Below are 26,516 nucleotides of genomic sequence, written 5' to 3'. Positions count from 1 at the left end.
GCCCCAAAAAGACGCACAGGCTTTGCGTGTGGGCATCCATGTTGATAATTCGCTAAAATTGACGCCGTGAATTTATGCTTCCGGCCTCGTGTTCGCGCCTCCGGCCGATTGCGGCTTGCCGCCTGCGGCCGAGTATGCAAACTGAAAAACCGTGTGCGATATCGAGGCGGTTTGATGAAATCGACGAAGAAGGCGGCGGGAGCCGACTGGTGGCGCGGCGCGGTGATCTATCAGGTCTACCCGCGATCGTTTCAGGATACGGATGCCAACGGACTTGGCGACATCAAGGGGATCACCCGACGCCTGCCTCATATTGCCGCACTCGGGATCGATGCGATCTGGCTGGCGCCGTTCTTCACCTCGCCGATGGCGGATATGGGCTACGATGTCGCCGACTATTGCGATGTCGATCCGATCTTCGGCACGCTTGACGATTTCGACGAGATGATGGCGGCAGCGCATGCGCTGGGGCTCAAGGTCATCATCGATCAGGTCATCTCGCATACGTCGGATCGGCATCCCTGGTTCGTGGAGAGCCGGGCAAGCCGCGACAATCCCAAGGCTGACTGGTACGTGTGGGCCGATCCGAAACCGGACGGCACGGCGCCGAACAACTGGCTTTCGATCTTCGGCGGGCCGGGCTGGGAATGGGACGGCGTGCGCCGGCAATATTACCAGCACAACTTCCTGACCTCGCAGCCGGACCTGAACTTCCATAATCCCGAAGTCCAGGATGCGGTGCTGGCAGCCGTGAAATTCTGGCTCGACCGCGGCGTCGACGGCTTCCGCCTGGATACGGTCAATTACTATTTCTGCGACAAGGAGCTGCGCGACAACCCGCCGGCGCTTGTCGCGTCAGGTGGTCTGGACGCGCCGGAGAGCAATCCCTACGGCATGCAGAACCATCTCTATGACAAGACCCAACCGGAGAATATCGGCTTCCTGAAGCGGTTCCGTGCGCTGCTCGATCAGTATGAGGATCGCACGACGGTCGGCGAAGTGGGCGATGGTGCCCGTTCGCTGCAGACGGTGGCGGCCTATACCAGCGGCGGCGACAAGCTGCATATGTGCTATACGTTCGACCTGCTGGGGCCGGATTTTACCCCGGCGCATTTCCGCCGTTGCGTCGGCGATTTTCAGGATAACGTCGTCGACGGCTGGGTCTGCTGGGCCTTTTCCAATCACGATGTGCAGCGCCATGTCAGCCGCTTCGCGCTGACGGAGGAAGAGCAGCCGCGCGTCGCCAAGCTGGCGATTTCGCTGCTCTCGACGCTGCGCGGCTCGATTTGCCTGTATCAGGGCGAGGAGCTGGGTCTGCCGGAGGCGGAGCTTGCCTTCGAGGATCTGCGGGATCCCTATGGCATTCGCTTCTGGCCGGCCTTCAAGGGGCGTGACGGATGCCGGACACCGATGCCCTGGGAGGCGAGCCGTGCCCATGCCGGTTTCACGACCGCCGAGAAATCCTGGCTGCCGGTGCCCTACCAGCATGCGTCCCTTGCCGTGGACAAGCAGGAGGCGGACGAGGGTTCCGTGCTGCATCACTATCAACAGACGCTGGCCTTCCGGAGGGAATATGCCGCGTTGCGCGACGGCGATATGACATTCCTCGACACCGAAGAGGATGTTCTCGCCTTCACGCGCTCGAAGGGTGGCGAGACGTTATTCTTCGTTTTCAATCTGTCTCGCAAGCCGGTGAAGGTTGCTCTGCCAAAAGGCATCAAGCTGGCAAAAACCATCGCCATGCCGGGTTTCGGAACAGCCGACGCGGGAGCGATGGTGACGCTCGCCGCGCAAGATGTGTTCTGCGGGCAAGTGGAATAATTCAGCGCAGGAGCTTGTCGTATTCGGTGTGGGAGCCGATCCAGAACCAGATGAGATCGTCGCCGTCAGCGACAGCAAGCGCTCGCCAGGAAATCCCGACCCGCGCCGACCAGAAGCGGCCTACTTGCTTAAAGTGAAGCGAGGGATGCTTAGGGTTCGATTTCAGAAGTTCGAAGTTGCGGTCGGCGAGCTCTCGCACATGTTTCGGCAGCTTTTCATAAGCCTGCCAAAACGGCGGCGCGGCGTGATGTTTCAAAGCGCGCGCGTCTTTCCTGCACGAAAATCAGCCAGGGCTTTGTCTGCCAGCCGGTCCAGTTTGCCAGCGCCTATATCGGCTTCGATCTGCCTGTCCCAACGGGTTGCCTGCAATGCTTCGAACCATTCGGCAAATGCCTTGAAATCTTCCGGCTCCAGCTCGATGACGTTTTTCTCAATCTGCTCAAGCTTTGTCACGATTGTTCTTTCCATGACCAAATGGTTTTATGTCGTGAAAGAAAGATAACAACAGGCTTCCGTCAATTGAAGTCCCCGATGCGCGAATTGTTTGGCCGCCGCTGCCTTCGCAACACAAGCTATGCTCCGAAGATGACCGCGCCAGGCAAGTCTGTCAGCCGATCAGCATGAACTTATCGACATCCACCAGACCCCTGTCCGATATTTTCAGGTGCGGGATGACGGGCAACGGCAGGAAGGCGAGCTGCAGGAAGGGCTCTTCCAGCGTCGCGCCGAGGGCGTAGGCTGCCTGCCGCAAGTGGTGCAGCGTATCGCGCACGCTTTCGTAGGGCTCGAGGCTCATGAGGCCGGCGATGGGCAAAGGGATCTCGCCGGTGACGACGCCGTTTTCGACGACCACGAAGCCGCCGTTGATATCGCTGAGACGATTGGCGGCGAGCGCCATGTCATCCTCGTCGACGCCGACGACGCAGATATTGTGGCTGTCGTGACCGACCGTGGAGGCGATCGCACCCCTCTTCAGCCCGAAGCCCTGAACGAAGCCGTTGGCATGATTGCCGTTCTTGCCATGGCGCTCGATGACGGCGACCTTGATGATATCGTTGCCGAGGTCGATATCGGTCTGGTTGCCCTTGGCGGGCAGGCGATAACGGCGATGTTCGGTGATGATCTTGCCGGGGGTGACGCCGATGACGGAGCTTTCACCCTCGCTGACCGGCACACCGAAATCGGCGGCGTTGATCGGGCGGGCCTTGACGCTGTCGAGGCCGACGGGAGCGATGGGCTTGCGGGTGGCGAAGAGCTCTGCCGTAACCCGGCGGCCTGCGGAGAAGACGGTCTCAGCCTTGCAGTTCTCCAGGCTGTCGATGATGACGAGATCGGCGCGCCAGCCGGGTGCCACCAGTCCGCGGTCCCGCAGGCCGAAAGCGCGGGCAGCCGAGATCGAGGCGGCACGATAGATGGCCAGCGGCTCGACGCCGTGCGCGATGGCGGTGCGGATCATATAATCCAGATGGCCTTGCTCGGCGATATCAAGGGGATTGCGATCGTCGGTGCAGAGCGCGAGATGAGGTGAAAGGCGCTCGGTGATGATGGGCATCAGCGCGTGCAGGTCCTTGGAGACCGAACCTTCGCGCACAAGCACCTGCATGCCCTTGCGGATCTTCTCCAGCGCCTCTTCGGCGGTGGTCGATTCATGCTCGGTACGGATGCCGGCCGAGAGATAGCCGTTGAGATCATTGCCGCGCAGCAATGGCGCATGGCCGTCGATATGGCCGCCCTGGAAGGCCTCGAGCTTCGCCATGCAGATGGGATCCTTGTGGACCACGCCAGGGAAATTCATGAATTCGGCGAGACCGATGACCTTTGGATGATCACGGAAGGGGAGGAGCTTTTCGATCGGCAGATCGGCGCCGGAGGTCTCCAGATGCGTCGCCGGCACGCAGGAGGAAAGCTGGACGCGGATATCCATGATGGTTTCAAGCGAGCAGTCCAGGAAATACTGGATGCCCTCGGTGCCGAGCACATTGGCGATTTCATGCGGATCGCAGATGACTGTCGTCACGCCATAGGGCAGGACGCAGCGGTCGAATTCATGCGGCGTCACCAGCGAGGATTCGATATGCAGATGCGTATCGATGAAACCAGGGACGACGATGCGGCCGGAAATATCGATCTCCTCGCGGCCTTTATAGTCGCCGCAGGTGCCGACGATACGGTCGCCGCAAATGGCGATATCGGAGGCAACAAGCTCTCCCGTCACCAGATCGAAGAACCGCCCGCCCTTCAGCACGATATCCGCCGGCTCTCGGCCTACGCCCTGGTCGATATAGCGTTCGAGTTTGGTGGTCATCTTCATTCCTCGCATATGGATCGCCCCTCATACCCGACCGTTCTGCTTGTGCAAAAAGGAGGTGTGAGGGGCGCTGATGTTTTCGAGCCTATGACTTAGATATTATTCTGCAAGATCTCGCGAAGCTTGCCGAACAGCTCGTCAATGTGATGCTTTTCGATGATCAGCGGCGGCGAGAGCGCGATGATGTCGCCGGTGGTGCGGATCAGCAGGCCCTTTTCATAGGCCTTGAGGAAGGCTGTGAAGGCGCGCTTGGTGGGCTCGCCGGCGATCGGGTCGAGCTCGATGGCGCCGATCAGGCCGGTGTTGCGGATGTCGATGACGTTCGGGCAGTCCTTCAGCGAATGCAGTGCGTCGGCCCAGTAGTCGGAGAGCTCGGCTGCGCGCGTCAGCAGGCCTTCTTCCTTGTAGGTGTCGAGCGTGGCGAGCGCGGCGGCCGATGCGATCGGGTTGCCCGAATAGGTGTAGCCGTGGAAGAACTCGATCATGTGCTCGGGTCCCTGCATGAAAGCGTCATGGATCTCCGAGGTGACGAAAACAGCACCCATCGGGATGACGCCGTTGGTCAGGCCCTTGGCCGTGGTGATGATATCCGGCTTCACATCGTAATATTGGGCGGCAAAGGGAGTGCCGAGGCGGCCGAAGCCGGTGATGACTTCGTCGAAGATCAGCAGGATGCCGTGCTTGGTGCAGATTTCGCGAAGCTTCTGCAGGTAGCCCTTCGGTGGAATCAGCACGCCGGTGGAGCCGGCAACCGGCTCGACGATGACGGCCGCGATGGTGGAGGCGTCGTGCAGCGTAACGATGCGTTCCAGCTCGCTGGCGATATCGCCGCCATGCTCGGGCTCGCCGCGCGTGAAGGCATTCTTGCCGGGAACATGAGTATGCGGCATGTGATCGACGCCGGTCAGAAGCGTGCCGAACATCTTGCGGTTGGTGACGATGCCGCCGACGGAGATGCCGCCGAAATTGACGCCGTGATAGCCGCGCTCACGGCCGATGAGACGGAAGCGCGAACCGTTGCCCTTCACGCGGTGATAGGCGAGCGCGATTTTCAAGGCCGTCTCGACCGATTCCGAACCGGAGTTGGTATAGAGGACATGGTCCATGCCTTCGGGGGCGATATCCACCAGCCGGTTGGCCAATTCGAATGCCTTGGGGTGGCCGAGCTGGAAGGCGGGGGCATAATCGAGCTCGCCGGCCTGCTGGCTAATGGCTTCGGTGATCTTTGGCCGGCAATGCCCGGCATTGACGCACCATAGCCCCGCGGTTCCATCCAGTACCTGCCGACCGTCGTGGGTGGTGTAGTACATGTCCTTGGCGCTGACGAAGAGGCGTGGTTCCTTCTTGAATTGACGATTGGCCGTAAACGGCATCCAGAAGGCGCGCAAATCGTTAGGGGTGGCATTCAAACGGTCCGACATGCTGTTCTCCAACGGCCATTCGGGGGCCATTTCCCGATTACGGCGTTACGCCGCGTCTTATGTTTACTGGTTGGTCAAATTATCAGTCGGCCTCTTGGCGTCAAGGTAGTGATAGCGTTGGAAAAGGGGAGAGTGACGGCATGCAAGGACCACGTCCGTTGGTCGAGCGGATTACGCTGGGCGGCCCGCCCGCCGAATGAATAATGCCCGACCCCACACACGAAAAAGCCGGCAAATCCAAAGATTTGCCGGCTGAAAAAGTTAAACATGTCGTGATGAAAGCAAGTCGATCTTCAAGGTTCGAAAGCATCGCCCCCATGGATCGTTCGTCAACAGACTTGGAGCTAGTTACAACTCCTAAGCAGCCGATCTACTTTTTTCAGGTTCACAATAAATGTCTTCCAGCGTTTCAAGAACTCGAATGACCGATTCCGATGTACTGGAGTAATAAATGGTTTGAGCATCACGACGCGTTTTCACCAGCTTCTGAGCACGCAGCTTCGAAAGGTGCTGGGAAAGTGCAGATTGGCTCAGTCCGACCTGAGTGGCCAAAACGCCAACAGGAACTTCGCCCTTAACAAGACTGCAAAGGATCAAAAGGCGCTTTGGGTTCGCCATTGCTGATAATAACGCTGCCGCAACATTAGAGTGTTCGGCCAAATTTCTTGTCTTCATGTTTTGAACTTCCTAATGTGGAGCGTACATCAGAAATTGTGCTATTTCTAAACCGGTCCAACCCGATATCTAACAATACCAATATGGGCCGAAGATTGTATATACCTAAATTTAAGGTATCGAGTATGCTATTTTAGATATGTATGTATGAGGGCAACAACATGGCAAGTGGGTTGTGAATTCCCTGCCTGAGGCGTCAATTACCCCAAAATAGGTCGATTCTTGACAATTCTAGGCCATAAATATGCCAATTTTCGTGAGAATTTCTTTGCAACCTACCAGTAACGGTCTCTGCTACGTCAGGGTGTCAGGCTACTAATTCTCGCACTATTGTATGCTCTTACTGGATCGGCAATTTGTTTTCGGCTTAAAGAATCACAAGGTCCTCGGCGGAGAGAATGTAGGCCTTTCCAAAGCCGCCGTTCAGGCTGGCGTCGAGTGGAATGAGGCGAAAAAAGCAGAAATCCGGGAAGTCGATGTAGAGCTTCGATTTCGGATGACGCGCGAGAAAGCGCGTGCGAATGCGGTCATGCGCGCCGCTTTGACGATCGACGCGCTCAGCGCTGCATCGCACGGTGAGGCGAGGATGGGCAAGAGGATCGCCTTTGCCGGGCTCGCCGAAGAGAGCCGATGCACGCACATCTTTCAATAGCGCCCTGGTATGTGCCGCAAGACCCGAAACGAGGATGACCGGCACGCCATCGGCATCATTGGCGATCAGAACGCGGCTGACCGAGGGAAAGCCTGTTTCCGGATCGATGACGGCCAGCGCCGCATGGGCAGCCGTGTTCATGAGGACGCGCGCCTGATTGCGCGCATCCTCGTCCGTTTCCCTGATGACCGATGGCTTGTCGTTCATTGTCTGCCCCGTGAATTGGAGCAGTCGCGAACGACTACTCCTTTCGCCGGTGGCTGGTGAGGCCGGCCACGACGTCTTGCGCCGAGATCGTTCCGATAATCGTGCCATTGTCAACAACGCCGATATTGCCCGGTTGGCGCGTCAGCGCGTCGAGGATATCGACAAGCGGCGTGGTGGCGTTCGCCGTCGCTGTAACGGAGCCGCCGGCGGCAGAGTGCGCGATGCCCCGTTGCATGACGTCCTGCGCCGTCAGCATGCTGATCGGGTTCATGTGCTGCACGAAGTCCGCAACATACTGATCGGCCGGATTCTTGACGATTTCCTGCGGTGTTCCGCACTGGATTATGTGCCCGCTCTCCATGATGGCGATGCGGTTGCCGATGCGAAACGCCTCGTCCAGATCGTGGCTGACGAAGAGGATCGTGCGCTTCAGGCGGCGCTGGAATTCCAGGAGCTCGTCCTGCAGGCGGGTGCGGATCAGCGGGTCGAGCGCCGAGAACGGCTCGTCCATGAGCAGGATCGGCGCGCCCGTGGCGAAGGCTCGGGCAAGGCCGACGCGCTGCTGCATGCCGCCCGAGAGTTCGTTGACCTTGCGGTTTGCCCATTGCGTGAGATTGACGAGCTGAAGCTGTTCATCGACGCGCGTCTTGCGTTCCGCTTCCGGCACGCGGGCAAGCTCGAGGCCGAAGCCGACATTGTCGGCCACCGTGCGCCACGGCAACAGGGCGAACTGCTGGAACACCATGGAGACGGTGTGCATGCGCAGGTCGCGCAGCGCCTTGGGGCTGCAGGAATAGGGGTTGACGGGGCCGCTCTTCGAGTTGACCATGACATCGCCACGCACGACTGGCGCCAGGCCGTTGACGGCGCGCAGCAGCGTCGACTTTCCCGAGCCTGAGAGGCCCATGAGCACGAGGATTTCGCCCTCCTCGATCTCGAGCGTGGCGTTGGCGACGCCGAGCACCATGCCCGTCGCCTTGCCGATCTCATCGCGCGACTTGCCTTCGTCGGCGAGTTTCAGCGCCGTGTCCGGACGGTCGCCGAAGATGATGCTGACATTGTTAAATCCGACAGCGACGGTCATGAGCGATCTCCTTCGCCGGGGGCACGGAACATGCGGTCGAGAATGATCGCCAGGATGACGATGCAGGCTCCGGAATCGAAGCTCTTGCCGACGTTGACGCTGTTCAGCGCGCGCAGAACCGGCACGCCGAGGCCGGGGGCGCCGACGAGAGCCGCGATGGAGACCATCGAGAGCGATAGCATGATGGTCTGCGTCAGGCCGGCCATAATCTGCGGTGCGGCGAAAGGCAGCTCGATCTTGCGGAGCACCTGCTGCGGCGTCGCACCGAAGGCTTCGGCGGCCTCTACGAGAGAGGGCGGCGTTGAAATGATGCCGAGGCGTGTCATGCGGATCGAGGCGGGGATGGCGAAGACCACGGTTGCGACCAGGCCGGGCACCATGCCGAGGCCGAGCAGGATCATCGCCGGTACCAGATAGACGAAGGTCGGGATGGTCTGCATCAGGTCGAGGATCGGCCGCATGATGGCATAGAGCCAAGGACGTCGCGCGGCTGCGATGCCGAGGGGGACGCCGACGAGCATACAGGCGAAAGTGGAAGCCAGAACCAGCGCAAGCGTTTCCGTCGTCTCTTTCCAGTAACCCTGGTTGATGGTGATGAGCAGTCCGATGAAGGTGAGGGCGGTGACTGCAACGCTCCGGCGCATCCAGTAGGCGATAGCGGCGAAAACGACGACGACGATCAGCGGATGTGGCGCCTGTAAAAGGAACAGCAGCGCGTTGATCCCATGCGCAACGACGAAGGAAAGGCCGTCGAAGAACCATGTGAAATTGGTCGTCAGCCAATCGACGGCGGCTTTGGCCCATGGACCGATGGGGAGGCGAAAATCGGTTAACCAGTTCACGTGTTTGCCCACTATTGGGGCGGCGAATCCGGACGTCTTGGGTCGTTCCGGATAGGGCCGCCGGAGAATAACGGCCTATGGCGCCACATGGGGCGTTGCCCGATGCGCGGCGCAATAGGAGGGAAGCAGTCCGTTCATGGAAGAGAAAGGGGCGGTTGAGCCGCCCCTTATCCCCCGATGTTACAGGCCGAACTTGGCCTTGACTGCTGCAAGCCCGTCACCGCCGTCCTTGGTGGTGACGCCGGCGAGCCACGGAGTGACGGCTGCCGGATTGGCCTTCAGCCATTCGGTCGCTGCCACTTCCGGATCCTTGCCGTCGTTCAGGATCTTGCCCATGATTTCGTTTTCCATCGGCAGCGAGAAGACGAGATTCTTGACGAAGGCGCCGACGTTCGGGCATTCCTGCAGATAGCCGGCACGGACGTTGGTATAAACCGTCGCGCCGCCATAGTTCGGTCCGAAGACGTCATCGCCGCCGGAGAGATAGGTCATCTTATAATTGCTGTTCATCGGGTGCGGGGCCCAGCCGAGGAAGATGATCGGCTTGCCTTCCTTATCGGCGCGGGAGACCTGGGCGAGCATGCCCTGCTCGGAGGATTCGACCACCTCGAAGCCCTTGAGGCCGAAGGTGTTCTTGTCGACCATGTCGATGATCAGACGGTTGCCGTCATTGCCCGGCTCGATGCCATAGATCTTGCCGTCAAGATCGTCCTTGTGAGCGGCGATATCCTTGAAGTCCTTGATGCCGAGGGCGGCACCCTTCTCGTTCGTCGCCAGCGTGTACTTGGCGCCTTCCAGGTTGGCGCCGACGGTTTCGACCGATTTGTCCGCGGCGAACGGCTTAATGTTTTCGGCCATGGAGGGCATCCAGTTGCCGAGGAAGACGTCGATATCCTTGTTTTTAAGCGATTGGTAGGTCACCGGCACGGCCAGCACCTTGACGTCAGTGTCGTAGCCGAGCGCCTTCAGAAGTATGGAGGCGGTTGCCGTGGTGGAGGTGATATCAGTCCAGCCAACGTCGGCGAAATGTACGGTGCTACAGCTTGCCGGCTCGGCGGCGGAGACGGCTGAAGCGCCGAATGTCAGTGCCGAGAGAGCTGAAGCGAAGGCAAATGCGGTAAAGGTCATTTTTATCATTGCGTGACTCCCAGTCTACGTTCCCAAGCAATCACCAATAACTGACATTTTCAAGCGACCACAGTGTATTTGCGTCGGTTTGGAGGGGCTGATTGCGACGCGTGCGTTTTTCCCGTCCAGTATCGGCAGGCCGATGCCTTACCAGGGGTCACTACTAATTCCTGTGGTTTTCGGTGAAGGCGTCTTTCCTTCTTGCGTCAGCGCTTTCATGAAGCGATCAAGGAGAACGTCATGGCCAAGCTCTATTTTCATTATTCGACGATGAATGCCGGTAAATCGACCATGCTGCTGCAGGCCGCTTATAATTATCAGGAACGCGGCATGCGCACGGCAGCCTTCATCGCAGCGCTGGATGATCGCGCGGGCCGCGGCAAGATAGCGTCCCGCATTGGCTTGACGATGGACGCCATACCGTTCGAGGCTACTGACGATCTCTATGCATTGGTCGAAGGAATGCATGCCGACGAGCCGTTGGCTTGTGTCTTCCTTGATGAGGCGCAATTCCTCTCGCGCGATCAAGTATGGCAGCTTGCCCATATTGTCGATCGTCTTGGTCTGCCTGTTATGGCCTACGGGTTGCGCTCGGATTTTCACGGGAGATTGTTTCCAGGTTCGCAGGAGTTGCTGACCATCGCTGACGAGTTGCGTGAAGTACGGACGATTTGTCATTGCGGGCGCAAGGCGACGATGGTCGTGCGCCTGGATTCGGCTGGAGAGGTGGCGCGCGAAGGCGCGCAGATCGAGATCGGCGGCAGCGACAAATATGTCTCGCTATGCCGCCGCCATTGGGAAGAGGCGATATCGGGCGAGTGATGTGATCATGCCATTCCATCATCTGGTAGGCGGTCCTAAAGCTCTCCATCGCGCGGCAAACGGTAATGATCGATCGGGAGGAAGGATGAAACTGTTCTGTCTGACATTGGCATTCGCTGCATTCGCCTCAGCTTCCGCGGCCCTCGCGGATGGCGATGCGGTTGCCGGTGCCGTCGTTTTCAGGAAATGTGGTGCTTGCCACACGGCGACTGCGCACGAGAACCGTGTCGGACCATCGCTGATGGGCATCGTCGGCCGTCCGGTCGCCAGCGTGCCGGACTATAAATACTCGCCCGCGATGACGGCGTTCGGAGCCGGCGGCAAGGTCTGGGACGAAGCTTTGCTGCGGAAATACCTGCCGGCCCCGCAGTTCCTGGTCAAAGGCACCAGGATGACGTTTCCCGGCCTGAAGAACGATAGGGATCTCGACAATCTGATCGCCTATCTGAAGAATCCGGCTGCGGCCCAATAGGTTTGTTCGGCATTTTCTTTGCCGACGGAAGCGGCTAGTCTCGCCTTAAAGGCAATTGAGAGACGCTTTCATGGTCAGGCCTCATTCCTTCGAGGGCGCAATCGACAAGCTACGCGCCACGCTAGACGATGCCATCAATGGCGTGAACGCCGCCGTGACCCTGCTGGCCGGCCATTCGAAAGGCGAGGGGCGCGCCGAAGCCGTCAATTTCCCCGTAGAAGAAGCGTTGGTGCGCGAGACCGTCGAGTTGCTGGACCGCTGGAAAGTCCTTGGCCTGTCGCTGGTGAAGGAGCTGGATCTCACAACGGCGCAAGCAGATCTGCAGCATCGACGGCTGTACGACGAGAATGCCGGTCTCGAAAGGGCCGGCTTGCTGAGCAGAAGGTTGGGGCAGGGTCACGTCAAGCCGGAGACCATCATCATCGATCTCGACGCGGCCTTGGATGCCTCGGCCACGCTTGATCTTTTATTCAAGCAGGCTCGTCCCGCTCTATCGCAATCCTTCCACGATTGCGAGATGCATCTGGAGGGCGTGATCGAGCGGCGGCAGAGGCTTGATTTCGACATCGAGGAAGTACAGCGTCAGGCCGATGCCGTGGCGGTGAAGACCAACGATCACCGCCGCAATCTTTCTGCGGCGCGTGTTCGCGATCTGCAATCCGAGCCGGAAGCGGCCTACCGTGAATTGCTCGTCGAGCAGGATAGCCTTCGGGAGAAAGAGAGGGTCCTGCAGTCGGGTCGAACAGCGCACCAGCGCCTCATCGACGTTTATGAGGGGCTGGCGGGCGTTCTGAATGCCGAAATCGCTGCCGTGAACGCCATGGCGGGCAAGCTCTCGGTCGATATCGAACAGCGCATCGCCCTGTTGAAGGCGCTGGCATCGGAGATCGATTCTCCATTGCCCGCAGTTGCGCGCTCGGCGCCGGTTGCGCAGCTGATAGAGGCCTTCGAGATGAACCTGCTGGCGGGACATGATCTGGCGGCGCGCAAGGCTCGTGCGGACAGCGTCTTCACCAGGCGCTTGGAGCCTCATCTTCTGCCTGCGCCGGCAGAGGTGACCGAAGTTCCGGATGAAACGCAACCATAGGATTGATTGCTATCCGGACTCGAAAAATCGGTGCAGACGGTTGTTGTTTTCCCTAAGAACACATATCTGCTGGAACGCGAATGGCGATAAGGCCTTACGGTGCGGAAATCGAAAAGGATTTTCGGGAAAGCCGGTGCGCGGTGCGGTTTAGGAGGCGTGTCCATGCTTGACTCGATCACAGCACTTTTCAGGCGAATGGTTGGCGCCATTGCGCGGTGGCTGGGACTGGTCTTCGTCTGGATCACCTGGCCGTTTCTCGCGGCACATGGCTGGTATCGGCAGCGCAACTGGCTGATCAAGCTGCCGGTCGTCGCTTTCGTGACGCTGCTGGCACTCCTTTACATCTATTTCATCTGGCAGACGCAAATCTGGACAGGTTTCAATCCCGCTTATCCCGACGTCTACAAGTTTTCAGACCGCAAGCTCTCTGCCGGACAGGAGCTTCCAGCACCAAGCGGACAGCAGGCCGCCGCCGGCGCGCCGAAGATCTGTCAAACCTCGGCAATCGTCGATGTTGCTGCAGATCTTAGCGATTTCAACGTCAACCAGAATGCCTGGATCTCCTCGATGGTGCTTTACAAGCTGGGGCTCTTCGGCATGTCATGGGACGATACGCCTTTTCTGGACAACAAGGCCTCCTTCCAGCGGGGCGTAAACTCCGTGGTTCGCCGTACCTCGGCGGAACTGGTCGACACGATCGGCCGCGTGCGCGGGACCTCCGGCATCAACAGCGATCTGCAGAAGGCGCGCGGCAACTTGCAATTTGACGAGTCGAGCTGGTATTTCGGGCTGCATCCGTTCGGGCCGAAAACACCGACGCCGAGTTACTATCGCGCGGCAATCACCAACCTGCGCAGCTTCAATACTGATCTTGGCACCTGCAAGGCGCTTTTCGACGGACGCGCCGACAATCTCCTGCAGTTTGTCGACCACATTGCCAACGACCTTGGCAGCACGGCGGACATATTGGCAAAGCGAGCCGCAGATCACAGCTACGGCTGGTTAGACACGCGCGCGGACGATCGCTTCTGGTTCGCTTACGGCCAGCTTTACGCCACTTACGGCATTCTGAGCGCGGCCGGCGCAGATTTTCAACAGGTCGTAGCCGAGCGCAATGTCGGTACGCTTTGGACTGGCACCATAACGCAGTTGCAAGCAGCGTTGCGTATCCAGCCTGCCATCATCTCCAACGGACCTGAGGACAGCTCGTTCATGCCGAGCCATCTGGCGACGATGGGCTTCCATATTCTGCGCGTGCGTTCGAGCCTGGTTGAAATCCGCACGGTTTTGGGCGGCCGTTAAGCGCGGCATCGGCCCTTCGCTGGGCTTGTAACGGATAGATGACCCGCATCGATCGAAGATCGGCGATGGCTGGATCTGGTTGCGGCGGATGTTTGGAGCGCCTAGCTGATGAGCTTGAGCCGGATGGCTTTCGCAACGAGCTGCGTGCGGTTGACGCAATCAAGCTTCTTGATCGCGTTCATCATATAGGCGTTGACCGTATGGTCGGAGAGGGAAAGGATCTGGCCGATTTCGACCGAGGTCTTGCCCTGGGCAGTCCAGCGAACCACTTCGAGCTCACGGGCCGAAAGCATGTGCGGTACCGAGCCGTCGTTGCGCCTCAGATTATTATAGGAATCAAGCGCTTGCAGCATGATCATGGTGAGCTCGTTGAGCTCACTCTGGCTCAGGCTGTTGCGATTGCCCATGAACCAGAAGACAAGACGCTGCCCATCCGGGGAGTTGATGGGGACTACAATGCTCATAGGGCAGTTGTAGCTGATCAGCAGCGCGTGGAGTTCGCGCGGCAAACTCATGTCCGGTTCGTTGTCTTTTTCCAACAAGTGCCACGAGCGCGGCATTACAGTATCGCGCACACGCAACATTGGACAGCGTCGCACCAGCTGTTGCCGATCGAATTCACGCATGAACTGCAGCGGCACCGACCCCTCGATCAGCAGGGGCGTCATCATCGAATCTTCGGGAGCCGGAGCATTCATGAAGGCCGTATGGCTGAAGCCGAAGGCAGAGCTCGTTCGCTCCAATGCCTGCGCAAAAGCCGCCTGCGTCCGGGCTGTGGCCAACTCGGCGGAAAGCAACAGTTGTCTCTCGGCAGTGATGATATAGGACATATGAGTTGAGGAGCCCACAGCGTGTTATCGTTATCAAATACTGGATTTATGAGTGAATGCTAGACGCAAAAATACCACAGGGCCAGAAATAATTTTATTTTCATATATTTTAATATACCAACCTACGGATTTGTATGACTTTTTGCGAAAGTCGGCCCTAGAAGCGAAGATTTCTTCCCCGATACCCCATATTGCGCCGGGGATATACAGTTAGCGTCGATTGATGAGCCTGAGATGGGATTTGATGAGAATCGCCGTTCGGTCTCAAGCCGTGTCTGCACCCGTTTTCCAGGTCATCAACAAGCGATCGCTAAGGTAATCCGGGGCTTGATCCGGGCCGCTCTTGTGCTTATCATAGTATGATTTTGTGTTTATATGGTATGATGAGTATGCATTGTATTGCATGCTCGTTAGCTTGATCACAAAGGCTCCTGTCTTCGACAGCCGCCCTTCACGGTTACATAAATAGGCTGCCTTTGCGCAAATGTCGCAAGTGGATACAGGCGCGCCTTGCGAAGGCCAAAAGCGGTTGCTATCGGTCTTGCCAAAGCAATCGCTTCCAGGCGTGTATCTCATGAATTTTCGCTTCTTCCCGCAGCTTGCCGTGCGGTGTCGTCAAACGGCACTGTGGTTCCTGACAGCCCTATCGCTCTTGGTGCCACCGCCCGCGTTCGCCGGAGCCACTGACGGCGGCAAGCCGATGGAATTTTTGCTGGTTCATGGCGACATGGCCAAGTGCCGCGCCGAGAATAATTGCCCGGACTGGATCTCCGCCGAAGGGCAGATCATGCCGGATTCACCGAAGAAGCTGCAGAAATTCCTGAAGCGGCTCGGCGGCCGGAGTTTGCCGATCGTGGTCAATTCGCCGGGTGGCGACGTGCGGGCGGCGATGGAGATGGCCTATGCCATCCGCAAGCAGAAGCTTTCGGTCGCGGTAGGGCGTACGCGCTCGCGCGCTTGTCCCTATGCTGAACCGATTTGTTCGGCGGCCCTGGCAAAGGATGGGTCCATCAAGGGCGAGCCGTTTTCAGCCGGGGCGATCTGCTTTTCGGCCTGTCCGCTATTTTTCGCCGGAGGCATCCAGCGCGTTTACAGCCCCTTCGCGCTTATGGGAGTGCATCAGATCACCACGACATACAGCGAGGTGCGCGTTCAATACCGCACCGAATATGAAATGGTAGGCGGCAAGCGGAAGGTCATTTCCAAGCGGGAGATCGGGCGCAAGTTCGTCGGAAAGTACGACACAACCAAGCTCGACAAGGCCCAGAGGGCGAGGCTGGTCAAGTTTCTCGACAAGATGGGCGTCGATAGGTCGCTTGTCGATCTGATGCTCGGAACCGAGCCAAACGGGATCCATTTGATCCCGCAGATGGATGCGCTGAAGCTGAAGCTGACGACGGAGCTTGCCGCGGCCGATGAACTCGTCTTGGCGCATGATTGCAAGGACAAGCAATCGATCGCGGATTGCGCCGCGCCCGCGTCGCCGGCGCCGCCGGTTGCAGTCGCGCCGACGATGGCCGGCAAATAGCCGATCGCTTCTTTCGGCCTCAGCCGTTCTTATTGCTTTTGGCTTTCGACATGATCTGTTCCAGGAAGCCAAGCAGTAGCGCCGAGACGACGAAGGCAAGATGTATGATCGTGAACCACATCAGCTTGGCGTTGTCATATTGTGTAGCGTTCAAGAAAATCTGCAGCAGGTGGATCGAGGAAATCGCGACGATAGAGGAGGCGACCTTGATCTTGAGGCTGCCTGAATCGAGCTTGCCGAGGAAGGAAACCTCGTCTTCGGCTTCATCGAAACGGCTTACGAAATTCTCATAGCCGGAAATCATCACCATCACGATCAGGCTCGCCACCAGGGCGGCGTCGATGAGGCCGAGAATGGCAAGGATCATGTCGGCCTCGTCATACTGGAAGACGTTGATGGCGACCTTGTAGAATTTGTAGGCGAACGACACGGCGTAGACTGCCAGCGAGGCTGCGAGACCAAGATAGAAGACAACCAGAAGCCAGCGGCTGGAGAGAATGATGCGCTCGACCAGTAGTTCCAGGGACTTCATATATTTTCCTTTTCTATCCTGCATTTGCTCGCGGACAATAAGCGCGCCTCGGTTCGGCGACAAGGCTGGTGAGTTTCGCGTGGGACAGCGAACCGCGGCTATTCACAGTGGATATTTATTGAGCTATCCCGACAAGAGAATGACTGCATGTTAAGGCCGGGGACGAGTTTTATGGCAACGGTGGCATCCGATATCGAAATCGCACGCGCTGCGAAGAAACTGCCGATCATCGAGGTTGGCGCCAAGCTTGGCATCCCGGCGGAAGATCTCGCGCCCTATGGCTACGACAAGGCAAAGATCGGCGCTGGTTTCATTGCGGCGCAAGCCGACAAAAAGGATGGCAAGCTCATTCTCGTCACCGCCATCAACCCGACGCCGGCGGGCGAGGGAAAGACCACCACAACCGTCGGCCTTGGCGACGGTTTGAACCGTATCGGCAAGAAGGCAGTCGTCTGCGTGCGCGAGGCGTCGCTCGGCCCCTGCTTCGGCGTCAAGGGCGGGGCGGCGGGTGGCGGCTATGCGCAGGTCGTGCCGATGGAAGACATCAACCTGCATTTCACCGGCGATTTCCATGCCGTCACTTCGGCCCATAATCTCCTTGCCGCGCTGATCGACAACCACATCTACTGGGGCAACGAGCAGAATATCGACATCCGCCGCATCACCTGGCGCCGCGCGATGGACATGAACGACCGGGCCTTGCGCGACATCGTCGCTTCGCTCGGCGGCGTCGCCAACGGTTTTCCGCGCGAAGGCGGCTTCGACATCACCGTTGCCTCCGAGGTCATGGCGATCCTCTGTCTTGCTTCGGATCTCAAGGATCTGGAAAAGCGGCTCGGCAACATCATCATCGGTTATCGTCGCGACCGCACGCCGGTTTACGCCCGCGATCTGAAGGCCGATGGCGCCATGGCCGTGCTGCTCAAGGACGCCATGCAGCCAAACCTCGTGCAGACGCTGGAGAACAACCCGGCGCTGGTGCATGGCGGCCCCTTTGCCAATATCGCTCATGGCTGCAATTCGGTGATCGCCACGCGCACGGCATTGAAGCTTGCCGATTATGTGGTGACGGAAGCGGGATTCGGCGCTGATCTCGGCGCGGAGAAATTCTTCGACATCAAGTGCCGCAAGGCGGGACTTTCGCCGGATGCGGCCGTCATCGTCGCGACGGTGCGGGCGCTGAAGATGAATGGCGGCATCAAGAAGGACGATCTCGGCAAGGAGAATGTCGCAGCGTTGGTCAAAGGCTGCGCCAATCTCGGCCGGCACGTCGCCAATGTCAGAAAGTTCGGCGTGCCCGTCGTGGTGGCCATCAATCATTTCGTCTCGGATACGGAGGCCGAGGTCGAGGCGCTGAAGGATTATGTCGCGCGGCTCGGCGCCGAGGCGATCCTCTGCCGCCATTGGGCCGAGGGTTCCGCCGGGATTGTGGATCTTGCGCACAAGGTGGTTGAGCTTGCCGAATCCGGCCAGGCGAAATTCCAGCCGCTTTATCCCGACAATCTTTCCTTGCTGGAGAAGATCGAGATCGTCGCCTCGAAGATCTATCACGCGGGCGAGGTCACGGCGGATAAGGCCGTGCGCGACCAGTTGCGCTCCTGGGAAGACCAGGGCTACGGCCACCTGCCTGTTTGCATGGCCAAAACCCAATATTCCTTCTCGACGGACCCGACCGTTCGCGGCGCGCCGGAAGGGCATATCGTGCAGGTTCGCGAGGTGCGGCTCTCGGCAGGTGCCGGCTTTGTCGTCGTGATTACCGGCGAGATCATGACCATGCCCGGTCTGCCGAAATCGCCGGCGGCGGAGAGGATTTTCCTCAATGATCAGGGCTACATCGAAGGATTGTTTTAAGTTCTGAATTTGATTCAACTGCGCATGTTTTGAGGTGTGATCGCTTGCCGGCTGTGGCTTGCTTCCAGCGTCTTATTATTGGTTGGTGCTCCCAAAGACCTGTTTTTATCGGCGTTGCGAAAATCGGAAACTCAATCAAAATGAGCTTCGAGATTGTCGCGACCTAAGGGGGACACCGTGAGTGCAGTTCGCCGCGCCAGCTTGGACGAGATACGAGCCCTTCATGCGAAGATGATGGCGGCTGCCAGCAATTCGGCGGATGAGAGGCTGGAACGCGTCTTCGGGCTTGTGCGGCGCGAAGCATTCATGGGGCCTGGGCCGTGGCAGATCCTGGTCAATCGACGCTACATCGAAACGCCGAGCGACGATCCGGCCTATCTCTACCAGAATGTGCTTGTCGCATTGGACAAGGCAAAAGGCATCAACAATGGAGAGCCATTTCTCCATGCCGCTTTTCTCGGTGCCGTTGCTCCCAAGCCGGGCGAGACAGTGGTCCAGATCGGCACGGGAACCGGATACTACACTGCTCTTCTGTCGAAGCTGGTGCTGCCGGGTGGCCATGTCCATGCATTCGAGATTGACGAAGAGCTGGCTGGCCGCGCACGCGAAAATCTCACTTCGTTCGAGGGCGTTTCCGTCGTTCGAGGCGATGCGACTTTACTGGAGCTGCCGAATGCCGACCTGATTTATGTGAATGCCGGCGTGGTCGCCCCTCCGACCTCCTGGCTTGAGGCGTTGCGACCCGGGGGCCGGATCATCGTGCCGTGGCAGGCCAACGACAGGATCGGTCTTGCCGTTCTGATCACTCGCACCGAAGCGGGATACAGTGCCCGGGCCTTGATGCCTGCCTTTTTCATCCCCTGCATCGGGGCGTCGGATCCCACACAGCGTAGCAAGGCTCCAAGTGTCAACGAGGCCTGGTCTATCCGGTCGGTCTGGCTGACGCGAGATCGTTCACCCGACGAAACGGCAGTTGCTATCTACAAGGATCTATGGTTCTCCAACGCCGGCGAAACGGCGAGATAGGGTTCTGCCAAAATCCAGACTTTGCGGCAAAGCCGGCATTTCCACGAAGCTCTAGCTAGTGGCAGTATCGAAAACCGCCGTTCCTTTCGAGCACATCCAGATGGAAGTGCTTTTCGTGGGCCGCATCGCTTTCCGGGTCGAGGACCGTCGTGAAATAGAGGCAGGCCGAGGCGCTCGCCGCACGCTGGAATGCGCCCGTCAGCGTCGGATCCTCGCGCCGCGGTTCGATGCCGATGGTCTTGCCGTTCTCGAAGGTGAAGCTGGCGACATCAATGGCGTTGCCGCGGGCATGTTCGGAAATCTTGCCGGTGGAGGCATTGTTGCGCAGGCGGCAGACATAGGTCGAAGCCTGGTTGATGGTGACGATCTTGCCATTGTCCAATGCAGCAGCCGACGGAATCACGCTTTCCTTGACCCAATGGGCTAGCGCCAGTGCCGCCTCGCAGCGCATCTTGCCCTCGGGTTTGAATTCGATGCCTGGCAGAGCCGAGGAAAGCGCGATCGGCTTGTCGATGCCGCAGCCGTTGCCATCGTCAATGCGCGGAATCTCCTTGAACGTGGCGCCCATGGCACTCAGCTCGGAGAGGCATGTCTTGTGTTCTTCGTCCGATTCCGAGGCGATGGTCAGGGGCGGTCGTGGCGGCCCCTGCATTTCGCCGGTCGTCGGCTCGTCCTCCGGGGTTGCCGGCTTTTCCACGGGTGTGACGGGCTTTTCCGCGGGCGTGATGGGTTTCTCCGCCGGGATCGGCGGTTCAGCGGATGGTTGGGCTTGTTCGCTATCCGGTTTTTGTTGCGGTATCGGGCCGGTCTGCGGAAGAGAGGCGGCTGCCAGCAAGATCGTGGCAGGGACTATGGAAACGAATCGGAACAGCATCAAATAATTCAGCCAATACTAATGATGATGCCGATAGAACGCTTGATGCGACCATTTCGTTGCAATTCAGCAACTTTTTCCGTTCGTCTTTAAACATGAGAATTTTATTCATGATTATGGACGCCAGATATATTGACAATAATACTCATGTTTTTTATGCGGCAGAAAGAGGGCGGAATATTTCCGCTTTGTTAACAAAACTAACCCAGCCAGCCCCTTGCCTGCCTCTGTCGCAGCAACCAGCCAGCCCGGTGAAGCAGTTCGAAAGGAACGGTTTATGGTTGTCCGGCGCTCCCGCTCGGTTCTCTTGGCATGCACAGCGTTTTTGGCTCTAGGGCTGGCGACGACATCTTACGCGCAAACTGCAACTCAGGCCGACGAGGCGACGGGCGAAGCGGCCAAGAGCGACCGCGTCACCAACCTGAAGCCGATCGTCGTCAAGGGCAAGGCGGCAAAGGATGTGCTTGCCGATTCCCCGACCGCCACCGAGACGACGGCAAAGCAGATCGACGACAACCAGATTACGCGCATCGAGGACCTTGGCCGCAGCACCGAAGTCGGCGTCGGCTACAACCGCACCACCGGCGGCATCAATATCCGCGGCCTCGGCGACGACCGCGTATTGACCACGGTCGACGGCATCGAGATCCCCTATATGCTCGATGTCGCCCGCGGGGCGGACGGCGGCGTCAACAGCTTCGATTTCAACGCACTTTCGAGCGTCGACATCGTGCGCGGCGCCGATTCCAGCCGCGCCGGTTCGGGCGCTCTCGGTGGCGCCTTCGTGCTGCGCACGCTGGAGCCGGAAGATTTGATTACGCCTGGTTCGACTTGGGGCGGCGTCTTCAAGTTCGGCTATAATGGCGATGACAGGAGCATCGGCGGCTCGGCTGCCGTTGCCAAGCGCATCGACAACACGGCCGTTCTTTTCGAAGGCGGCTACGCCCATGGTCACGAACTCGAAAACAACGGTGACGTCGGCGGCTATTCGACCAAGCGTACCAAGGCGGACCCGGCCGACTACAATCAGAGGAGCGGCCTCTTCAAGATCCGCCAATATACCGATATCGGCACCTTCGGCATTACGGCGGAGCATTTCAACAAAGACAAGACCATCGATGCGATGCACTCGCAGAGCCTGACTGGAAACCTTCGGCCGGGCAATTATGATACGAGCGACAATACCGAGCGCAACCGCGTTTCGCTTGACTACAAGTACGACGCTGAAAGCGCCGATTCCCTCCTCGACACGGCCAATGCCGTCTTCTATTGGCAAAACGTGCTGCGGGAAGAGGGTCTCGATGGTTATCGCTACACCTCAGTCATCGGCGACTATTCGCGCCGCAATGAAATCGAAAACCGCAGCATCGGCTTTAACGGCAATGCCTCGAAATCCTTCGATACCGGCAGCCTGCAGCACAAGGTCACCTTCGGTCTCGACGTCGCTTTCAGCAAGGCGCATCAATATTCGGCGGGCGAAGATAATTGCGCTCTTCCCCGTTGGCGGGCGACCTGCGCATTCCTGCACACCAATCAGTCTGATATGCCCGATGTCGACGGCAAGCGTGTCGGCGCCTTCGTCGACGACAAGATCGAGATCGGCTCCAGCAACGTCTCGCTGACGCCGGGCCTGCGCTTCGACTGGTACGACTACTCGCCGAAGAACACGGATGCCTATCGCGACAGCGCCAACTATAGCGGTCTGCCATCCGGTCAGTCCGACAGCCGCTTCTCGCCGAAGCTGCGCGCGTCGTACCAGCCGCAGGACAATGTCGAGCTTTATGCGCAATGGGCGATGGCTTTCCGTGCGCCTAACGTCAGCGAGCTCTACGTGAATTACGGCGTGCCCGGCGGCTACGTCAGCTACGGCAATCCCGACCTGAAGCCGGAAACCAGCAACGGCATCGAAATCGGCACCAATCTCGGCGACGACGATTTCGGCGGTCATATCGGCGGCTTCTACAACAAGTACAAGAACTTCATCGACTCGGAAACATCGGCCGATCCGACGCGCACCTATCCGCTTGGCATTACCGAATACTTCAACCGCGCCAACGTCCGCATGTTCGGCGTCGAGGTCAATGCGCACAAGAAGTTCGACAATGGCATCCACATCAAGGGCTCGCTTGCCTATGTCAACGGCAAGGACTCCGATAGCGGCGAATGGATCGATTCCGTCGCTCCCGCCAAGGCGGCCTTCACTGTGGGATATGCGACCGAGGTCTGGGGTACGGACTTTACCTTCATCACCGCAACCAGCGAGCCGAAGAAGGATGGCGATAATTTCCGCACTCCCGGCTACGGCATCTTCGATCTGACTGGCTGGTGGGAACCGGAGCAGGTGAAGGGCTTGTCGCTGCGCGCCGGGGTCTACAACATCTTCAACAAGACCTACTACGACTCGCTCAATGTCGCATCCACGGGCCTTACGCAGCCTGCGGCCTATTATTCCGAGCCCGGCCGGACCTTCAAGCTGACGTTGACACAAAGGTTCTGATCGGTCTCATCGAGGCAGCAAACTCAGGCGATGCTTCGGCATCGCCTCTTTTTTTGCCTTTGAGCCGTGGCATCGCGAGGTTGCACAATTGAAAATCGCAATGTTCGGTGTTATTGGAAGCGTGCAGTCTTTAACCTATTGAGAGAAAAAGAGAGGAGGACCGCATGACCAAGATAGTCTGGCATATTCGCCAGTTCGGTCCGACTCGTGCCCTGCAGATGCGTTTGCAGGGCTGATCAGAGGCTGCATCTCACTCATTTCTTCTGGTCTGCCCTTTTGGGAGACGCGGCGCCGCACCTTACGTTCGTGCTGCCACGTCATGACATGTTTCGAGCATTGGCCGATATATGGCCGACGATATGCGCGTGGAGCGGCAACAAGGAGCCGCCGACGATGCTTCGGGCATGCTCGATCAGGACCGGAAGAAACCATGACTCTGATCAATCTTCGCAATTTCGGCCTCACCCTGGGTGCGCCGCTGTTTTCCAACCTTAATCTTACCGTCGATGCCGGTGATCGCATCGGCATCGTCGCTGCGAACGGACGCGGAAAAACCACGCTGCTCAACTCCCTTGCGGGCAGGCTGGAGCCCACGACCGGCGATATCACCCGCGCGCGCGGTCTTCGGGTTGGCTATGTCGAGCAGAACGTGCCGGCGGATCTGGCTGAAGTTTCCTTTTACGATGCCGTTCTGCGCGCCTTGCCGAAGGAACAGGCCGCGAGCGAGAGCTGGCGTGTCGACGTCACCCTGGATTCGCTTGATGTGCCGGCTGCGATGCGGGAGAGGGCGCTCTCCCAGCTCAGCGGCGGCTGGCAAAGGCTTGCCATGCTCGCCCGTGTCTGGGTGACCGAGCCGGACGTTTTGTTGCTGGACGAGCCGACCAACCATCTCGATCTCGCCAAGATCGCTCTACTGGAGGACTGGCTGAACGCTCTGCCGCGTGATGTGCCCGTGCTCATCGCAAGCCACGACCGCGCCTTCCTCGACGCCGTCACGAACCGGACGTTGTTTCTGCGCCAGGACCAGTCGCCGAGCTATCAGCTGCCGTACAGCCGGGCGCGGGCGGCGCTGGACGAGGCCGATGCGTCAGAAGAGCGGCGTTACCAGAAGGACATGAAGACGGCGCAGCAGCTGCGCAAGCAGGCGGCCAAGCTCTATAATCTCGGCGTCAATTCCGGCAGCGATCTGCTGACGGTGAAGACGAAGCAGTTGAAGGCTCGGGCCGAGCGGCTGGAGGAGGTCGCGCGGCCAGGCTATCAGGAGCGTTCAGCCGGTGTGATCAGGCTCACGAATCGCGGCACCCAGGCGAAGATATTGGTGACGCTTGACGACGCCTCCGTCGAGACGCCTGATGGCACGCTGCTGTTCAAGACCGGCAAACGCTGGATCTGTCAGGGGGACCGCATTGTCCTGCTCGGGCCTAACGGTGCCGGCAAGACCCGGCTCGTCGAGATGATCCGTAAGGCTATCGGCGATCCAGCAAGCGTCGGAGCGGTCAAGCCGACTCCGTCTTTGGTGCTCGGCTATACCGATCAAGCTCTGTCCAATCTCAGCCAGGATGATACGCCGCTTGGCGTGATCACGCGGCTGTTCGAGCTTGGTGAGCAACGGGCACGCACCCTGATTGCCGGCGCTGGCATGGGCATCGACATGCAGGGCCGCGCCATCGGCAGGCTTTCCGGCGGGCAGAAGGCGAGGCTGGCGATGCTGGTGCTGCGGCTGACCAATCCCAATTTCTACCTGCTCGACGAGCCGACCAACCATCTCGATATCGACGGCCAGGAGGCTCTGGAAGGCGAGCTGACGGCGAATGAGGCAAGCTGCCTGCTCGTCTCCCACGACCGCAGCTTCGTCCGCAACATCGGCAACCGCTTCTGGCTGATCGACCGGAAGCGGCTGATTGAAGTGGAAGATCCTGAGGCGTTCTTCGAGGCGGCCAGAAGACAGGAATGATGAAGGATGCGGTGAGCAAGGAGCCCTATCTCGCCCTTGGCGGGCGAGAAAGCAAAAACTTAGGTTTAGATGAGGGCTTGTCCCTCGTCTAAGTCTTAGTTTTTGCAAGAGAGGGGGTAGGTGGGAGGTAACAAAGCACCGTCCCTACATTGTATAAAGAAAGTTACCTGTTAACAGGCGATGAGAAAAAAGCGCCCTCACTGGAATCGCTTATCTTTCCACCGTGTATGTCCCGCTAAATCTGTATTGCAGAAACCCGTCTGATCATACATCCCAGTCGGTTGGGATGGCTGAATCCTCGCTCTTTCGCTTTGCGGCCCCCCAATTGAGTAACATGGCATGGCCGAGGTCTGTCAAACTCCAGAAAAGCCCCATGTCGCCTTTCACAGTTGGCATATAGTTAACGATGATTAGACCCAAGGCCTGAAGATGGGTTCGAATGAGCTTGAAGTTTTCAGGATCTACTGAAACCGTATGTTTGTGGCTTGGGGAGGATACCCGGAGTACGGTCTCACCTAACGCAAAATTGACTGACGCGTCATTAGGGTGTTTGTGAAGCTCCGGCGCGATTCTGACAAAGAGCTGTCGCCAAGTAAGCGCTATTTGGTGATTCTGTCGTCGATTGTATCGATTGTCAGTAAGCCAACTGATAGACACGGTTACTTCGTCATCGATATGAGCGAGATCTGGATTTTCGAGATTGGGTCGCTGCGCGACCTTGAGTTCTTCCTTTAGACTTTCGATCTGCTTCAACAAAGCGTTCTGCTCTTGAACAGCTGCTTCGCTGGCGATCTTATTCGCCCTTATCCATCCTATGGCCGGATAAGTTTTTACAGTCTTGTTCAAGCTTAGAGCGACCAAACCTGGAAGCTCTGCGCCATCTTTCCAAAATTGCACTAAGCGTCCGCTTTTGACTTTTTCACGGAATGCCGCGAGCTTCGCTTGCAAATCAGGGCTACTATCAATGAACTTTGACGGTATCTCGCCCGGTTCCTGATGGATAAATGCTAAGACCTTCAATCCACGGTCGACGGCGTAGTCGTACTCCATTTCTGTGTAACTAACTCCCGCCGATGAGACCGAGCCGTACCGCCCCCCAATAATCAGAATGTAGTAGTCACTGTCGTCAATAATCCTCTGAATAAATTTGAACTGCTCTTCATCCATCGCTGGGAAGAGCTCCATCCCAGCCGGAATGCAATCCATTGCCATCAGGGTCTGGAAGACAGCGCTTCTTTCGTCCTTCAGATCGTAGAATGTGGAGCTAATGAAAACTTGATAGCGAACGTCCATGGCTACTTCCTCTCAAGAGGCTGAGCTTTACTGAATTCTAAAAGAACATCAATAAAGCCTTAGTTCCCCACTAGCTTTTCTCCTGAATGGCGCTCCATGTGGCCTATCAACGCGGAAAGCTGGCCCCCCGCTCTTGCAATTTCAATGGCTTGGAAATTGCGCTAAGCTTTTGAATTTGCTGAACCTCCGGTATCGCAATTCCTAAACCAATGAAATTGCTTTCTCGCCCGCCAAGGGCGAGATCGGCTCCGCGCCTTGCAGCATCTGCCGTCTGTTATGAACTTTCCTCCCATCGCCCGCTTGCGCATCG

Annotated in this window: 23 protein-coding genes; 10 read left to right on the top strand and 13 right to left on the bottom strand. The window is 58.3% G+C overall.

Going from position 1 to position 26,516, the window contains the following annotated elements; genetic code table 11:
• Positions 1-174 precede the first annotated feature (174 nt).
• A complete protein-coding gene (locus JTP94_RS32500) occupies positions 175-1,821 on the top strand; it encodes an alpha-glucosidase family protein (protein WP_204854470.1) in 1,647 nt (548 codons plus the stop codon).
• A gap of 1 nt (position 1,822) precedes the next feature.
• Here the strand turns inward: JTP94_RS32500 and JTP94_RS32495 are convergent, their stop codons facing one another.
• The 9 genes from JTP94_RS32495 to JTP94_RS32455 all read right to left on the bottom strand — a co-directional run bounded on the left by JTP94_RS32495 (position 1,823) and on the right by JTP94_RS32455 (position 10,147).
• Entirely contained in the window at positions 1,823-2,077 is a 255-nt protein-coding gene (locus tag JTP94_RS32495; protein WP_204854469.1) for a type II toxin-antitoxin system RelE/ParE family toxin, read from the bottom strand.
• Positions 2,074-2,274, bottom strand: coding sequence for a hypothetical protein (locus tag JTP94_RS32490; protein ID WP_204854468.1), 201 nt, complete (start codon positions 2,272-2,274; stop codon positions 2,074-2,076). The genes JTP94_RS32495 and JTP94_RS32490 overlap by 4 nt, the downstream gene beginning before the upstream one ends.
• 154 nt (positions 2,275-2,428) lie before the next feature.
• Positions 2,429-4,126, bottom strand: a complete 1,698-nt coding sequence (ade, locus tag JTP94_RS32485) for an adenine deaminase (RefSeq protein WP_204854467.1) — start codon at positions 4,124-4,126, stop codon at positions 2,429-2,431.
• Between the two features lie 95 nt (positions 4,127-4,221).
• Entirely contained in the window at positions 4,222-5,550 is a 1,329-nt protein-coding gene (locus JTP94_RS32480) for an aspartate aminotransferase family protein (RefSeq protein ID WP_204854466.1), read from the bottom strand.
• Positions 5,551-5,907: 357 nt separating this feature from the next.
• Positions 5,908-6,225 carry an ArsR/SmtB family transcription factor gene (locus JTP94_RS32475; RefSeq protein ID WP_080760685.1) on the bottom strand — a complete coding sequence of 106 codons (318 nt, stop codon included), beginning with the start codon at positions 6,223-6,225 and terminating at the stop codon, positions 5,908-5,910.
• A 367-nt stretch (positions 6,226-6,592) separates the two neighbouring features.
• Positions 6,593-7,084, bottom strand: coding sequence for a HugZ family protein (locus JTP94_RS32470; RefSeq protein WP_204854465.1), 492 nt, complete (start codon positions 7,082-7,084; stop codon positions 6,593-6,595).
• Positions 7,085-7,118: 34 nt separating this feature from the next.
• Positions 7,119-8,168, bottom strand: coding sequence for a choline ABC transporter ATP-binding protein (choV, locus tag JTP94_RS32465; protein ID WP_204854464.1), 1,050 nt, complete (start codon positions 8,166-8,168; stop codon positions 7,119-7,121).
• Complete coding sequence (gene choW / locus JTP94_RS32460; RefSeq protein WP_204854463.1) at positions 8,165-9,010, bottom strand: choline ABC transporter permease subunit; 846 nt, start codon at positions 9,008-9,010, stop codon at positions 8,165-8,167. The genes choV and choW overlap by 4 nt, the downstream gene beginning before the upstream one ends.
• Positions 9,011-9,190: 180 nt before the next feature.
• Positions 9,191-10,147: a choline ABC transporter substrate-binding protein gene (locus JTP94_RS32455; protein WP_204854462.1), complete on the bottom strand. Its 957-nt coding sequence runs from the start codon at positions 10,145-10,147 to the stop codon at positions 9,191-9,193.
• A gap of 231 nt (positions 10,148-10,378) precedes the next feature.
• Between JTP94_RS32455 and JTP94_RS32450 the strand changes: the two genes are divergently transcribed.
• The 4 genes from JTP94_RS32450 (at position 10,379) to JTP94_RS32435 (ending at position 13,821) form a co-directional block, all read left to right on the top strand.
• On the top strand, positions 10,379-10,960 hold the full coding sequence (locus tag JTP94_RS32450) for a thymidine kinase (protein ID WP_204854461.1): 582 nt from the start codon (positions 10,379-10,381) through the stop codon (positions 10,958-10,960).
• Between the two features lie 85 nt (positions 10,961-11,045).
• Complete coding sequence (locus JTP94_RS32445) at positions 11,046-11,432, top strand: cytochrome c family protein (RefSeq protein ID WP_204854460.1); 387 nt, start codon at positions 11,046-11,048, stop codon at positions 11,430-11,432.
• A gap of 70 nt (positions 11,433-11,502) precedes the next feature.
• Positions 11,503-12,519 carry a hypothetical protein gene (locus JTP94_RS32440; RefSeq protein ID WP_204854459.1) on the top strand — a complete coding sequence of 339 codons (1,017 nt, stop codon included), beginning with the start codon at positions 11,503-11,505 and terminating at the stop codon, positions 12,517-12,519.
• 162 nt (positions 12,520-12,681) lie between these two features.
• Positions 12,682-13,821, top strand: coding sequence for a DUF2333 family protein (locus JTP94_RS32435; RefSeq protein WP_204854458.1), 1,140 nt, complete (start codon positions 12,682-12,684; stop codon positions 13,819-13,821).
• Positions 13,822-13,922: 101 nt separating this feature from the next.
• Here the strand turns inward: JTP94_RS32435 and JTP94_RS32430 are convergent, their stop codons facing one another.
• Complete coding sequence (locus tag JTP94_RS32430) at positions 13,923-14,651, bottom strand: LuxR C-terminal-related transcriptional regulator (RefSeq protein WP_204854457.1); 729 nt, start codon at positions 14,649-14,651, stop codon at positions 13,923-13,925.
• A 574-nt stretch (positions 14,652-15,225) separates the two neighbouring features.
• Between JTP94_RS32430 and JTP94_RS32425 the strand changes: the two genes are divergently transcribed.
• Entirely contained in the window at positions 15,226-16,179 is a 954-nt protein-coding gene (locus JTP94_RS32425; RefSeq protein ID WP_204854456.1) for a hypothetical protein, read from the top strand.
• 19 nt (positions 16,180-16,198) lie between these two features.
• Here the strand turns inward: JTP94_RS32425 and JTP94_RS32420 are convergent, their stop codons facing one another.
• Positions 16,199-16,711 (bottom strand): TIGR00645 family protein, encoded by a 513-nt coding sequence (locus JTP94_RS32420; protein WP_080760686.1) that lies wholly within the window; start codon positions 16,709-16,711, stop codon positions 16,199-16,201.
• Positions 16,712-16,882: 171 nt separating this feature from the next.
• Between JTP94_RS32420 and JTP94_RS32415 the strand changes: the two genes are divergently transcribed.
• Together JTP94_RS32415 and JTP94_RS32410 are read left to right on the top strand one after the other, a co-directional pair.
• Positions 16,883-18,562 carry a formate--tetrahydrofolate ligase gene (locus JTP94_RS32415; RefSeq protein WP_204854455.1) on the top strand — a complete coding sequence of 560 codons (1,680 nt, stop codon included), beginning with the start codon at positions 16,883-16,885 and terminating at the stop codon, positions 18,560-18,562.
• 177 nt (positions 18,563-18,739) lie between these two features.
• Positions 18,740-19,588 carry a methyltransferase domain-containing protein gene (locus JTP94_RS32410; RefSeq protein WP_271025213.1) on the top strand — a complete coding sequence of 283 codons (849 nt, stop codon included), beginning with the start codon at positions 18,740-18,742 and terminating at the stop codon, positions 19,586-19,588.
• 55 nt (positions 19,589-19,643) lie between these two features.
• Here the strand turns inward: JTP94_RS32410 and JTP94_RS32405 are convergent, their stop codons facing one another.
• On the bottom strand, positions 19,644-20,462 hold the full coding sequence (locus JTP94_RS32405) for an extensin family protein (RefSeq protein ID WP_204854454.1): 819 nt from the start codon (positions 20,460-20,462) through the stop codon (positions 19,644-19,646).
• 277 nt (positions 20,463-20,739) lie between these two features.
• On the opposite strand from JTP94_RS32405, the gene JTP94_RS32400 reads away from it, so the two are divergent.
• Positions 20,740-22,959, top strand: coding sequence for a TonB-dependent hemoglobin/transferrin/lactoferrin family receptor (locus JTP94_RS32400; RefSeq protein ID WP_204854453.1), 2,220 nt, complete (start codon positions 20,740-20,742; stop codon positions 22,957-22,959).
• Between the two features lie 430 nt (positions 22,960-23,389).
• Positions 23,390-24,913 carry an ABC-F family ATP-binding cassette domain-containing protein gene (locus JTP94_RS32395; protein WP_204854452.1) on the top strand — a complete coding sequence of 508 codons (1,524 nt, stop codon included), beginning with the start codon at positions 23,390-23,392 and terminating at the stop codon, positions 24,911-24,913.
• A gap of 264 nt (positions 24,914-25,177) precedes the next feature.
• On the opposite strand, the gene JTP94_RS32390 is transcribed toward JTP94_RS32395, so the two are convergent.
• Positions 25,178-26,206: a DUF4062 domain-containing protein gene (locus JTP94_RS32390; RefSeq protein ID WP_204854451.1), complete on the bottom strand. Its 1,029-nt coding sequence runs from the start codon at positions 26,204-26,206 to the stop codon at positions 25,178-25,180.
• Between the last annotated feature and the right edge of the window lie 310 nt (positions 26,207-26,516).

Source organism: Martinezella lusitana (genome assembly GCF_016901135.1).
GTDB lineage: Bacteria > Pseudomonadota > Alphaproteobacteria > Rhizobiales > Rhizobiaceae > Rhizobium > Rhizobium lusitanum_D.
Note: the sequence above shows the minus strand (reverse complement) of the source record. Positions and strands in the feature narration are given on the sequence as shown.

Coding starts and splice junctions, on each gene's coding strand:
- JTP94_RS32500 (WP_204854470.1), top strand. CDS start 175: ATGAAATCGACGAAGAAGGCGGCGGGAGCCGACTGGTGGCGCGGCGCG.
- ade (WP_204854467.1), bottom strand. CDS start 4,126: ATGACCACCAAACTCGAACGCTATATCGACCAGGGCGTAGGCCGAGAG.
- JTP94_RS32480 (WP_204854466.1), bottom strand. CDS start 5,550: ATGTCGGACCGTTTGAATGCCACCCCTAACGATTTGCGCGCCTTCTGG.
- JTP94_RS32475 (WP_080760685.1), bottom strand. CDS start 6,225: ATGAAGACAAGAAATTTGGCCGAACACTCTAATGTTGCGGCAGCGTTA.
- JTP94_RS32470 (WP_204854465.1), bottom strand. CDS start 7,084: ATGAACGACAAGCCATCGGTCATCAGGGAAACGGACGAGGATGCGCGC.
- choV (WP_204854464.1), bottom strand. CDS start 8,168: ATGACCGTCGCTGTCGGATTTAACAATGTCAGCATCATCTTCGGCGAC.
- JTP94_RS32455 (WP_204854462.1), bottom strand. CDS start 10,147: ATGATAAAAATGACCTTTACCGCATTTGCCTTCGCTTCAGCTCTCTCG.
- JTP94_RS32450 (WP_204854461.1), top strand. CDS start 10,379: ATGGCCAAGCTCTATTTTCATTATTCGACGATGAATGCCGGTAAATCG.
- JTP94_RS32445 (WP_204854460.1), top strand. CDS start 11,046: ATGAAACTGTTCTGTCTGACATTGGCATTCGCTGCATTCGCCTCAGCT.
- JTP94_RS32440 (WP_204854459.1), top strand. CDS start 11,503: ATGGTCAGGCCTCATTCCTTCGAGGGCGCAATCGACAAGCTACGCGCC.
- JTP94_RS32435 (WP_204854458.1), top strand. CDS start 12,682: ATGCTTGACTCGATCACAGCACTTTTCAGGCGAATGGTTGGCGCCATT.
- JTP94_RS32430 (WP_204854457.1), bottom strand. CDS start 14,651: ATGTCCTATATCATCACTGCCGAGAGACAACTGTTGCTTTCCGCCGAG.
- JTP94_RS32425 (WP_204854456.1), top strand. CDS start 15,226: ATGAATTTTCGCTTCTTCCCGCAGCTTGCCGTGCGGTGTCGTCAAACG.
- JTP94_RS32420 (WP_080760686.1), bottom strand. CDS start 16,711: ATGAAGTCCCTGGAACTACTGGTCGAGCGCATCATTCTCTCCAGCCGC.
- JTP94_RS32415 (WP_204854455.1), top strand. CDS start 16,883: ATGGCAACGGTGGCATCCGATATCGAAATCGCACGCGCTGCGAAGAAA.
- JTP94_RS32405 (WP_204854454.1), bottom strand. CDS start 20,462: ATGCTGTTCCGATTCGTTTCCATAGTCCCTGCCACGATCTTGCTGGCA.
- JTP94_RS32400 (WP_204854453.1), top strand. CDS start 20,740: ATGGTTGTCCGGCGCTCCCGCTCGGTTCTCTTGGCATGCACAGCGTTT.
- JTP94_RS32395 (WP_204854452.1), top strand. CDS start 23,390: ATGACTCTGATCAATCTTCGCAATTTCGGCCTCACCCTGGGTGCGCCG.
- JTP94_RS32390 (WP_204854451.1), bottom strand. CDS start 26,206: ATGGACGTTCGCTATCAAGTTTTCATTAGCTCCACATTCTACGATCTG.